Origin of the sequence: Enterococcus sp. 3H8_DIV0648 (assembly GCF_002140655.1) — a bacterium.
Lineage (GTDB): Bacteria > Bacillota > Bacilli > Lactobacillales > Enterococcaceae > Enterococcus_A > Enterococcus_A hulanensis.
In genome coordinates, this window is record NZ_NGLG01000001.1 from 432,303 (window position 1) to 442,877 (window position 10,575).

Below are 10,575 nucleotides of genomic sequence, written 5' to 3' on the forward strand. Positions count from 1 at the left end.
CTCCTAGATAAAGAAATTCATTTTAGAAACAATTCAAATAGACTTTACGAGTGCTAAAGAAAGAATTACAGCTGCAAGGAAAGATTGACAGGAAAAAGGATAGATGATAATGTTAGTCTGTGACTTTCTGAGGTTGCCAATCGATTTTTTAATGGTTTGGTTACTGCCGAAGTTTTATGCAACGACAATCAAATCATTTTTCTTTAGAAGGATGATTATATCAAAAGGAATTAGGAGTAGATCGCTATGGCAACAAAAAAAGCGGCTCTGGCCTGCACTGTCTGTGGTTCTAGAAACTACACGAAATCAGTGAGTGAAGGCAAACGCGGCGAGCGTTTAGAGATTAATAAGTTTTGCAAACATTGCAATCAGTACACGATACATAAAGAAACAAAATAATTAACAAACTAGGGGGATATTCAGTTGAACTTTTTACGCAGTGTCAGAGAAGAAATGAAACTTGTTTCATGGCCTTCAAAAAAACAATTACGCCATGACTCGCTGGTCGTAATCGAAACAGCAATCATTTTTGCTTTGATGTTTTTCATCATGGATACAGCGATTCAAGCATTGATCAATTTGATCATTCGTTAGTAGCCAATTCAAAAAAAGCATGTTATACTATTTGAGAGAAAAAGCCTTGGTACTACTGAGGTTTTTTTATTTTAGAACGAGGAGCCGATGGCGAAAATGGAATCTTTTGAAAAACAATGGTATGTGCTGCATACCTATTCCGGCTATGAGAACAAAGTAAAAGCAAACATAGAATCACGTGCACAAAGTATGCGGATGGAAGACTATATTTTCCGTGTAGTTGTCCCGGAAGAAACTGAAACAGAAGTTAAGGGCGGTAAAGAAAAAGAAATCGTCCACAAGACTTTCCCTGGGTATGTGTTAGTAGAAATGGTCATGACGGATGATTCTTGGTATGTTGTTCGTAATACACCAGGTGTAACTGGCTTCGTTGGTTCACACGGTGCCGGAAGCAAACCAGCGCCATTGATGCCAGAGGAAATCAACCACATCTTACGCTCTTTAGGTATGAGTACTCGCCAACACGACTTAGAAATTGAAGTGGGCGAAACAGTAAAAATCATCGAAGGTGCTTTTGCAGGACTTGAAGGTGTTATCACTGAAATCGACGAAGAACGTGACAAAATCAAAGCCAATATTGATATGTTCGGTCGTGAAACAAGTACTGAATTAGACTTTGATCAAATCGATAAAATTTAATTAGCTGATCAAGCCGAGACGATTTGTCTCGGTTTTTCTTTTTGTCTATTTGAAGGTATTTCAAAATAGTAATAGGAATGAGTGTCTAAACTTTTAATATTTAATCCTCTTTAGGTTGAGTTGACGCTCCTATGTGCCTATAGTAGAGGATATAAAAGTAAAATGACTATTGTTGATTTTTTATAAAAATAGAAATGAGGTTGTAAGGTATGAAAAAAATATACTTAAGTTTATTGGCTATCGGGGTGATTTTCGCCCTTGCAGGTTGCAGTTCAGGCGAAACAAAGCAAACAGACAAAACAGAAAAGACTCAAACAACAGCAACATCAAAAGAAAAAAATGTTCCAACTAAATGTGCAGTGCCAACTGTTTTTATTCATGGGTATGGCGGCACGATTAACTCTTTTGGTGGGATGATTCAACGATTATCCAATGAAGGAAAAACGAAAAAAGAAATGCTGATTACTGTCCAAGCAGACGGCACATTGAATGTGGACGGCCAATTAAGCAAAAAAAAAGATAACCCCAGCATTCAAGTGCTATTTGCTGCCAACAAAGACAATGAATGGAACCAAACGGAATGGATCTATAACGTCTTGAAATATTTGAAGCAGCAAGGTGTGGACCAAGTGAACTTAGTCGGTCATTCAATGGGAGGCGTCAGCTCGTTACGCTATTTGACGACATATGGGCAACCCAATGATGCGTCCGTAATTAAAAAGTTTATTGCCATTGGCGCGCCATTTAACGATTTCGATGACACTGCGAATAATCAATCAATCGACGGTTTGCTGCAAAACGGTCCAAATACGCAAGCGAGCCGTTATGTCGATTACAGTAATGGCATTAACAATGTGCCAAATAAATTACCGGTATTATTATTGGCAGGAAAATTGAATGAGAATGATATGTCAGACGGAACAGTGCCGCTGTCCAGTGCCTTGGCGGCCTATTCATTATTGAAGTCTCATGGCAATCCGATTGATTACCAAATTTTCACCGGATCAAATGCTCAACACAGCCAATTACACGAAAATCCTGCGGTAGATAAGGCTGTTGCAAACTTTTTGTGGAAATAAAACTTTTGAAGTTCTTTTCTCTAAGAGAGGAATTTTTAGGATGAAAGAGAAGACGATTTTCTTGCTTACTTTTTGTAAGAGTATTAATATACTCTTGTATTCAAAAGAAAGAAGGCTTTATTATGACATATCAAGCAAGCAACGAAGAACATCCGATCGAAATCGTAAATATCGCTTCACTAGAAGGCCGTGTAAAAGAACGCATGGACAAAGGTGCGTTTGGTTATATTCGCGGCGGCTCTGAGGACGAATGGACAATGAAGGAAAACACTTCTTCATTTAATAATAAAACGATCATGCCTCGTGTATTACGTGGAATAGATCACGCTGACTTAAGCACAAAGTTATGGGATATCGACTTGGCTACACCGATCATTCAAGCACCATCAGCAGCACAAGGTTTAGCTCATGAAAAAGGTGAAGCTGACACGGCTAAAGGAGTTGCAGCGGCTGGTTCAATCTTTTCGATCAGCACATATGCCAATACAACAATCGAAGATGCTGCCGCAGCGGCACCCGATGCCCCTCAATTTTTCCAATTATATATGAGTAAAGATGATGGATTTAATGAATTTATTTTAGAAAAGGCGGTCAAAGCGGGAGCGAAGGCAATTATACTGACTGCTGACTCAACACTTGGCGGTTATCGAGAAGAAGATATCATCAATAAGTTCCAATTTCCATTACCAATGCCCAACCTAGCAGCCTACAGTGCCAAAAGCGCCAGCGGTGATGGTGAAGGAAAAGGGATCGCAGAAATCTACGCCGCAGCTAAACAAGGTTTAGTCCCTGAAGATATCAAGAAAATCAAGGATTTAACTAATTTACCCGTCTTTGTCAAAGGAATTCAATCACCTGAAGATGCCGAAGTAGCGATTGCAGCAGGCGCAGATGGTATCTGGATTTCAAATCATGGTGGTCGTCAACTAGATGGCGGACCTGCATCCTTTGATGTCTTGCCATTAATTGCCGGCGTTGTAAATAAACGTGTACCGATTGTTTTTGATAGCGGTGTTCGCCGTGGTGAACATGTTTTCAAAGCTTTAGCTAGTGGCGCTGACTTAGTGGCAATCGGACGTCCAGTTATTTATGGCTTGAACCTTGGCGGTACTGAAGGTGTGAAATCAGTCTTTGATCATTTGAACAAAGAACTTTCCATTACAATGCAGCTTGCGGGGACAAAAAATATTGATGAAGTTAAGAACACGAGATTAAACGACTAAATATTTAGCTAATAGAAGCTTCACCAAGAAGATATTTTTCTTGGCGAAGCTTTTTTCTCATTTTTCTTGCGTACGCTTTCTTTTTAGTTTATTATTAACTTGTAATTTAGGGTAGCCTAAAATAGAAAAGAGGGATAGCTGTGGAAACGATTCGTGTAGAAAATTTATCAGTTGCGTATCGCGGAAAAATTGCATTACAGCATGTGAATCTGGAACTATCCGCTGGAAAATTGACTGGTATCGTTGGTCCTAACGGTGCTGGTAAGTCCACCTTGATGAAAGGGATTCTGCAATTAATAAAAACACAATCAGGAAAAATTTTTTATGGTGAAGAGCCGATTAATAAGCAACGGCAGAAAATCGCTTACGTCGAACAACGGCAGGATATTGATTTGAGTTTTCCTATAGATGTGCTCGGCGTTGTGTTGTTTGGGACATATCCGCGTTTGAAAATGTTTCAGCGACCGGGAAAGCAGGAGAAAAAGCTCGCGGCAGAGTGCTTAGAAAAAGTGGGTCTATCGGAGTTTTCAGATCGACAAATTAGTGAGCTGTCTGGCGGACAACTGCAACGTGTGTTCATCGCACGCGCATTAGCACAGCAAGCAGAGTGGATTTTATTGGACGAACCTTTCGCCGGAATCGATGCAACCAGCGAAAAAATTATTATTGATCTGTTAAAAGAATTACGAGATGAAGGAAAGTCTATCGTGATCGTTCATCATGATCTTCATAAAGTCACTGATTATTTTGATGAAGTGATCTTGTTGAACAAAGGCTTGATTGCTTCAGGACCAGTTGCTCAAACGTATACGGCGAAAAATATGGAGAAAACGTATGGCAGCGAAATTGCACAAACAATGAGAGTAGGAGGTGTCGACTTTGCTACATGATTTTTTTCAAGGATTGGTTGATTATCAATTTTTACAAAATGCTCTGATCACTTCGATTATGGTAGGGATATCGGCTGGGGTTATTGGTTCGTTTATCATTTTACGCGGAATGTCACTGATGGGAGACGCCATCTCACATGCAGTCCTACCGGGAGTGGCGATTTCTTATATGTTAGGCAGCAGTTACATTATCGGGGCAACTTTTTTCGGAATCTTTTCTGCAGCGCTGATTGGATTTGTCGGCAAACATAGTCGACTCAAAAACGATACAGCAATCGGGATCGTGTTTAGTTCCTTCTTTGCATTAGGAATTATCTTGATTTCTTTTGCTCGGAGCGCTACGGATCTTTACCATATTCTATTTGGAAATGTTCTAGCTGTTCGAGATTCAGACATGTACCTAACGGCGATCGTAATGGTGATTGTTTTGTTAGCTGTTTTGCTTTTTTACAAACAACTAAAATTAACATCTTTTGCTCCCACAATGGCGCAGTCATATGGTTGGAATATCAGTTTGATCAATTACGGACTGATGTTTCTGCTGACATTAGTAGCAGTGACGTCGTTGCAAACAGTTGGGACGATTTTAGTTATCGCTATGCTGATCACACCTGCGGCTACTGCTTATCAGTTAACCAATAAGCTTTCATTAATGGTGGGCTTGTCAACATTATTCGGTGTTTTAAGTGCGATCATCGGGTTGTATTTCAGTTACAGTTATAATCTTCCTTCGGGGGCGACAATTGTAATGACGGCAGCAGTGTTTTTCATCGCGGCTTTTCTGTTTTCTCCAAGCAAAGGATTGATTCAACAATTAAGAAAGGAGCGAATGTATGAAGCATAAAAAAATTATTTTTGCTGGAATTATCAGTTTGTTAATTCTAGCTGGATGTGGAACAAAAACCAATGAGAGTTCAGCTACCAATGATTCAAAGAAACTAGAGGTGGTCGCGACTAACTCTATCATTGCAGATATGGTCAAAGAAGTCGGAAAAAATAAGGTGAGTGTCCATAGTATTGTTCCAGTTGGGACAGATCCCCATGAATATGAACCATTGCCCGAAGATACTAAGAAAGCTAGTGAGGCAGATGTTGTTTTCTATAACGGCTTGAATTTAGAAACTGGGAACGGCTGGTTTAATAAATTAATGGAAACAGCAAATAAAAAAGAAGACAAAGATTATTTTGCGGTGAGTAAAGAGGTTGAACCTATTCATTTGACTAGCAACAGCAAGCAAGAGGACCCTCATGCTTGGCTGGATATTTCTAACGGTATTCTATATGTTAAGCAGATTCAATCAGTTTTAAGTAAAAAAGATCCAGACAATCAGGCTGGGTACAAGAAAAATGCAGAAGCCTATATCAAAAAGCTGGAAGAGTTGGATAAATCCGCAAAAGAAGAATTCGCGGATATTCCAAGTGAAAAAAAATTGTTGGTTACTAGTGAAGGAGCCTTTAAATATTTTTCTAAAGCTTATGATTTAACGGCAGCTTATATCTGGGAGATCAATACAGAAAGTCAGGGAACACCGGATCAAATGAAGCAAATTGTTGAGAAGGTACGAGACTCTAAGGTTCCTTCGCTGTTTGTAGAAACGAGTGTCGATAAACGCAGTATGGAACGTCTATCAAAAGAAGTCGATTTACCGATTTATAGTGATCTTTATACAGATTCGTTAGCTAAAAAGGGCGAGTCGGGGGATAGTTACTATAAAATGATGAAGTGGAATCTTGATAAGATCCACGAAGGCTTGATGAAATAGTAAAAAGCAGCTGATTTTGGATCAGCTGCTTTTTAGTATGCTTAAACAGTTGCTTTTTCAGGTTTGCCAAAGACTTGGCGTTGTAACCGTAATCCAGTTGGTGTAGTAGCTACACCGCCTTCAGCCGTTTCTTTGAAGATTTGCGGCATTGCGCGGCCGACTTTGTACATTGCTTCCACGACTTCATCAGGCGGGATAACACTGCGAATCCCAGCTAAGGCCATGTCCGCAGAAATAAAAGCTTGAGACGCGCCCATCGCGTTACGCTTCACACAAGGAACTTCCACCAGACCAGCAACAGGGTCACAAATTAGTCCCATAACATTTTTTAAAGTAATCGCTAAAGCATTTGCGGCCATTTCTGGTGTGCCGCCGTTTGCAGAAACTAAAGCTGCGGCTGACATTGCACTGGCAGAACCAACCTCGGCTTGGCAGCCGCCCTCTGCACCAGAGATTGAAGCATTGTTTGCCATAACTAAACCAAAAGCACCAGCAGTAAACAGAAAGTCGATTTGTTCTTCATGGCTTAATTCTAATTTCTCGCGAGCTGCCATTAGCACACCTGGTAAGACACCAGCACTGCCAGCAGTAGGAGTAGCACAGACTAATCCCATTTTCGCGTTGACTTCATTAACAGCGATCCCGTTACGAACGGCTTTCAAAATCGTTTCGCCGCTCATGAATTTACCACTTTCGATATACTCATTCATGCGCTTGGCATCTCCGCCGGTAATTTTTGTTACAGAAGTTACCCCTTGAATGCCTTCTTCGATTGAGTTTTCCATTACTTCTAAATTGCGTTCCATTAACGCAATGATTTCTTCACGTGTACGATCAGTCAATTCCATTTCGGTTGCGATCATCAATTCACCGACAGTTGAATAATCCTTTGCTTGTTCCACAAGCTCTTGGATCGAGTAAAACATGACAATTCCTCCTCATTAAATAATACATATTAATGCAATCATTTTTGAAAAATGACGGTTATCTTTTAGTGAGCTATTTGAAATAGGTAACGCTCAAGACATCATCTTCACGCTTGATTTCTTGTCTTAAACCTTCTGGATCATCTGGTGTATCATCGATTTCTAAAAGAACGATCCCATTTTCACCTCTGGTTTTGCGAGTCATGGTTACTTTGCCGATATTCAGACCGTGCTTCATAAAGATAGTAGAAACACGCGAAAGCAGACCAGGAACGTCTTTATTAATAATGATATATGTTGGATTTCCCATACCAAGTGAAATGCTGTACCCATTCATCTCGGTAATTTGGATATTTCCACCGCCGATTGATACGCCGGTGATAGACATTTCTAAGTCGCCTTTGATCATGCGTAAGGTGACAGTGTTTGGATGATCTGCGATCTCTTTTTTGGGCACAAAGAGAACTTCCATGCCTTGTTCGTGAGCAATTTTCAGTGAATCGGATAAACGAGGATCATCTGGTTCCATCCCTAAAATACCGCCAACTAAAGCAATATCCGTTCCATGGCCGCGATATGTTTTGGCAAATGATTCGTACAAATCAAACTCTACTGAATCAGGCCGTTCCCCAAAGATCATGCGGCAAACTTTTCCGATTCGTGCAGCACCAGCTGTGTGTGAACTGCTTGGGCCCACCATTACCGGACCAATAATGTCAAAAACACTTCGATATTTTAATACTTCCATTATTTTAAACCTCCCCAATTTATCCGATGAAAATCCTCATCAAGTCGACCATAGTGTAACATATACGCTTTCTGAAAATAGTAAGATTAATAATTTATTTTGTTATTCTCATAGTAGTTAAAGAGATTGTGAAGCGTTTTATTATTGTCAAAAAATTTCAACATTAAGAATACTGTCTTGCATTAGGCTAAATAATCTGCTATGATACCAAAGTGTGTCTTTGTACACACGGTTTTAGTGGGAGGAGAAATATTGATCTCCATTAACCACATCACGGACTCAAGGAGGTATGTCTCGTGGCAAAAAAAGTAGAAAAATTAGTTAAATTGCAAATTCCTGCAGGTAAAGCAACACCAGCTCCGCCAGTAGGTCCTGCGCTAGGTCAAGCGGGTATCAACATCATGGGCTTCACAAAAGAATTTAATGCCCGTACTGCTGATCAAGCAGGTTTGATTATTCCAGTTGTGATCTCTGTATATGAAGACCGTTCATTTACATTCATCACAAAAACACCACCAGCTGCAGTATTATTGAAAAAAGCTGCCGGTGTTGAAAAAGGTTCAGGCGAACCAAACAAAAACAAAGTAGCTAAAGTTACTAGCGATCAAGTAAAAGAAATCGCTGAGTTGAAAATGCAAGACCTAAACGCTGCTAACGTTGAGTCAGCAATGCGCATGGTTGAAGGAACTGCACGAAGCATGGGTATCACTGTCGAATAAATTTATTATTATCGATGAACCCAAGAAAGTAGCTTCTCAGTTGGCTCCCTATCTAAAGATACGGAACACGTGGGAGGTTCTACCGTTATAACCACATCAAGGAGGAAACAAAATGGCTAAAAAGAGCAAAAAAATGCAAGATGCATTAAAAAAAGTTGATACTACTAAAGCTTACCCAGTTGCGGAAGCAGTAGCACTAGCAAAAGAAATTAACTTCGCGAAGTTTGACGCAACGGTTGAAGTTGCTTACAAATTGAACGTAGACCCTAAAAAAGCAGACCAACAAATCCGTGGAGCAGTTGTGCTTCCAAACGGAACTGGTAAAACTCAAACTGTTTTGGTATTCGCTAAAGGCGAAAAAGCAAAAGAAGCAGAAGCTGCTGGCGCTGATTTCGTTGGCGATGACGACATGGTTGCAAAAATCCAAGGTGGATGGTTCGACTTTGACGTTGTTGTAGCGACACCTGACATGATGGCTACAGTAGGTAAATTAGGTCGTGTGCTTGGACCAAAAGGTTTAATGCCTAACCCTAAAACTGGTACTGTAACTATGGATGTTACTAAAGCTATTGAAGAAGTTAAAGCTGGTAAAGTAACTTACCGTGTTGACAAAGCTGGCAACGTGCATGTTCCAATCGGTAAAGTATCATTCGACGATGCTAAATTGGTTGAAAACTTCAACACTATCAATGAAACTTTAGTAAAAGCAAAACCTGCAACTGCTAAAGGTCAATACATCAAAAACATTTCAATGACTACAACATTTGGACCTGGTATCCATGTTGAACAATCTGCTATCTAATTATTTTTAGAAAAGCACTTGACTCGGCTAGCTTATCTATGGTAAGTTAGTCGAGGTTAATTTATTAACTGTACCGAAGACAGTAGGTGACGCGAGTCTTAATTTCCTACCGAGGACGTTTATTGAGAACATTCAATAGTCCCTCTATGTCTACGGTGGCATGGAGTTTTTTTGTGTCCATCACAAGAAACTCTCCCCATCAAAATCAGGAGGTGAAATATATAATGAGTGAAGTAGCAATCGCTAAAAAAGCCGCTATCGTTGATGAAGTCACTGAAAAATTCAACGCCGCAGCTTCAGCTGTTATCGTCGATTACCGTGGTTTAACTGTAGAACAAGTGACTGAATTACGTAAACAATTACGCGACGCTAACGTTGAAATGAAAGTTATCAAAAACTCTATCTTAGTTCGTGCAGCTGAAAAAGCTGGTTTGAACGGATTAGAAGAAGTATTCTCAGGACCTACTGCTGTTGCATTTAGTAATGAGGACGTAGTTGCCCCAGCTAAAATTATCGATGAATTCGCTAGTAAAGCTGAAAAACTAGAAATCAAAGGCGGTATCATTGAAGGAAAAGTAGCTTCTATCGAAGAAATTACTGCTCTTGCAAAACTACCGAACCGCGATGGACTTCTTTCTATGCTATTATCTGTTCTTCAAGCGCCAGTCCGCAACGTGGCTTACGCTGTGAAAGCAGTCGCAGAAAAAGAAGAAGAAGTAGCTTAATCGCTGCATAAAATATAAAAAATAAAAAAACTTACCTAAACGGAGGAAATTTAAAATGGCATTGAACATTGAAAACATTGTTGAAGAGCTTAAAGGCGCAACAATCTTAGAATTAAACGACTTAGTTAAAGCTATCGAAGACGAATTTGGCGTAACTGCTGCTGCTCCTGTAGCTGCTGCTGGCGCTGTTGCAGGTCCTGCTGCTGAAGAACAAACTGAATTTACAGTTGAATTAACAGCTGTCGGCGACCAAAAAGTTAAAGTTATCAAAGCAGTTCGTGAAGCAACTGGCTTAGGCTTGAAAGAAGCTAAAGCTGTAGTTGATGGCGCTCCTGCACCAGTTAAAGAAGATGTATCTAAAGAAGACGCTGAAGCACTTAAAGCTGCTTTAGAAGAAGTTGGCGCATCTGTAACATTAAAATAATCACTAATGATTATTACGAGCTAGAATCCTTGTCAGATAAGGG

14 protein-coding genes and 1 other annotated feature are annotated in these 10,575 nt (G+C 40.0%); of the genes, 12 read left to right on the forward strand and 2 right to left on the reverse strand.

All coding sequences use genetic code 11. The features are described from left to right. Window positions 1-246: 246 nt before the first annotated feature. From rpmG to A5875_RS02045, 8 genes are all read left to right on the forward strand, one after another. Entirely contained in the window at window positions 247-399 is a 153-nt protein-coding gene (gene rpmG, locus A5875_RS02010) for a 50S ribosomal protein L33 (protein ID WP_010739830.1), read from the forward strand. Window positions 400-423: 24 nt separating this feature from the next. Further along, window positions 424-594 carry a preprotein translocase subunit SecE gene (gene secE, locus A5875_RS02015; RefSeq protein WP_010746478.1) on the forward strand — a complete coding sequence of 57 codons (171 nt, stop codon included), beginning with the start codon at window positions 424-426 and terminating at the stop codon, window positions 592-594. A gap of 96 nt (window positions 595-690) precedes the next feature. Beyond that, the gene (gene nusG / locus A5875_RS02020; protein WP_088934600.1) at window positions 691-1,233 is read left to right on the forward strand and encodes a transcription termination/antitermination protein NusG; all 543 of its coding nucleotides are present in this window, start codon (window positions 691-693) and stop codon (window positions 1,231-1,233) included. 209 nt (window positions 1,234-1,442) lie between these two features. After that, window positions 1,443-2,312, forward strand: coding sequence for an alpha/beta fold hydrolase (locus tag A5875_RS02025; protein WP_088932067.1), 870 nt, complete (start codon window positions 1,443-1,445; stop codon window positions 2,310-2,312). Window positions 2,313-2,434: 122 nt separating this feature from the next. Continuing rightward, window positions 2,435-3,535 carry a lactate oxidase gene (locus tag A5875_RS02030; protein ID WP_088932068.1) on the forward strand — a complete coding sequence of 367 codons (1,101 nt, stop codon included), beginning with the start codon at window positions 2,435-2,437 and terminating at the stop codon, window positions 3,533-3,535. 140 nt (window positions 3,536-3,675) lie between these two features. Next, window positions 3,676-4,425, forward strand: a complete 750-nt coding sequence (locus tag A5875_RS02035; RefSeq protein WP_088932069.1) for a metal ABC transporter ATP-binding protein — start codon at window positions 3,676-3,678, stop codon at window positions 4,423-4,425. Then, window positions 4,415-5,269: a metal ABC transporter permease gene (locus A5875_RS02040; protein ID WP_088932070.1), complete on the forward strand. Its 855-nt coding sequence runs from the start codon at window positions 4,415-4,417 to the stop codon at window positions 5,267-5,269. The genes A5875_RS02035 and A5875_RS02040 overlap by 11 nt, the downstream gene beginning before the upstream one ends. Further along, window positions 5,259-6,188 (forward strand): metal ABC transporter substrate-binding protein, encoded by a 930-nt coding sequence (locus A5875_RS02045; protein WP_088932071.1) that lies wholly within the window; start codon window positions 5,259-5,261, stop codon window positions 6,186-6,188. The genes A5875_RS02040 and A5875_RS02045 overlap by 11 nt, the downstream gene beginning before the upstream one ends. A gap of 41 nt (window positions 6,189-6,229) precedes the next feature. Here the strand turns inward: A5875_RS02045 and sdaAA are convergent, their stop codons facing one another. After that, the gene (gene sdaAA / locus A5875_RS02050) at window positions 6,230-7,114 is read right to left on the reverse strand and encodes an L-serine ammonia-lyase, iron-sulfur-dependent, subunit alpha (protein WP_088932072.1); all 885 of its coding nucleotides are present in this window, start codon (window positions 7,112-7,114) and stop codon (window positions 6,230-6,232) included. 73 nt (window positions 7,115-7,187) lie between these two features. Then, complete coding sequence (gene sdaAB / locus A5875_RS02055) at window positions 7,188-7,862, reverse strand: L-serine ammonia-lyase, iron-sulfur-dependent subunit beta (RefSeq protein WP_088932073.1); 675 nt, start codon at window positions 7,860-7,862, stop codon at window positions 7,188-7,190. Window positions 7,863-8,158: 296 nt separating this feature from the next. Here sdaAB and rplK point away from each other — a divergent pair, with 296 nt between their 5' ends. From rplK to rplL, 4 genes are all read left to right on the forward strand, one after another. Then, window positions 8,159-8,581 carry a 50S ribosomal protein L11 gene (gene rplK, locus A5875_RS02060; protein ID WP_088932074.1) on the forward strand — a complete coding sequence of 141 codons (423 nt, stop codon included), beginning with the start codon at window positions 8,159-8,161 and terminating at the stop codon, window positions 8,579-8,581. A 112-nt stretch (window positions 8,582-8,693) separates the two neighbouring features. Further along, window positions 8,694-9,383 carry a 50S ribosomal protein L1 gene (gene rplA / locus A5875_RS02065; protein WP_088932075.1) on the forward strand — a complete coding sequence of 230 codons (690 nt, stop codon included), beginning with the start codon at window positions 8,694-8,696 and terminating at the stop codon, window positions 9,381-9,383. Between the two features lie 55 nt (window positions 9,384-9,438). Further along, window positions 9,439-9,565 (forward strand) — a sequence feature (ribosomal protein L10 leader region). 42 nt (window positions 9,566-9,607) lie between these two features. Next, on the forward strand, window positions 9,608-10,108 hold the full coding sequence (rplJ, locus tag A5875_RS02070; protein WP_088932076.1) for a 50S ribosomal protein L10: 501 nt from the start codon (window positions 9,608-9,610) through the stop codon (window positions 10,106-10,108). A gap of 55 nt (window positions 10,109-10,163) precedes the next feature. Then, window positions 10,164-10,532, forward strand: coding sequence for a 50S ribosomal protein L7/L12 (rplL, locus tag A5875_RS02075; protein WP_016181529.1), 369 nt, complete (start codon window positions 10,164-10,166; stop codon window positions 10,530-10,532). The last annotated feature ends 43 nt before the right edge of the window (window positions 10,533-10,575 follow it).

Excerpts from the sequence above, each read along its gene's own strand:
- rpmG (WP_010739830.1), top strand. The coding sequence starts at position 247 with ATGGCAACAAAAAAAGCGGCTCTGGCCTGCACTGTCTGTGGTTCTAGA.
- nusG (WP_088934600.1), top strand. The coding sequence starts at position 691 with ATGGAATCTTTTGAAAAACAATGGTATGTGCTGCATACCTATTCCGGC.
- A5875_RS02025 (WP_088932067.1), top strand. The coding sequence starts at position 1,443 with ATGAAAAAAATATACTTAAGTTTATTGGCTATCGGGGTGATTTTCGCC.
- A5875_RS02030 (WP_088932068.1), top strand. The coding sequence starts at position 2,435 with ATGACATATCAAGCAAGCAACGAAGAACATCCGATCGAAATCGTAAAT.
- A5875_RS02045 (WP_088932071.1), top strand. The coding sequence starts at position 5,259 with ATGAAGCATAAAAAAATTATTTTTGCTGGAATTATCAGTTTGTTAATT.
- sdaAA (WP_088932072.1), bottom strand. The coding sequence starts at position 7,114 with ATGTTTTACTCGATCCAAGAGCTTGTGGAACAAGCAAAGGATTATTCA.
- sdaAB (WP_088932073.1), bottom strand. The coding sequence starts at position 7,862 with ATGGAAGTATTAAAATATCGAAGTGTTTTTGACATTATTGGTCCGGTA.
- rplA (WP_088932075.1), top strand. The coding sequence starts at position 8,694 with ATGGCTAAAAAGAGCAAAAAAATGCAAGATGCATTAAAAAAAGTTGAT.
- rplJ (WP_088932076.1), top strand. The coding sequence starts at position 9,608 with ATGAGTGAAGTAGCAATCGCTAAAAAAGCCGCTATCGTTGATGAAGTC.
- rplL (WP_016181529.1), top strand. The coding sequence starts at position 10,164 with ATGGCATTGAACATTGAAAACATTGTTGAAGAGCTTAAAGGCGCAACA.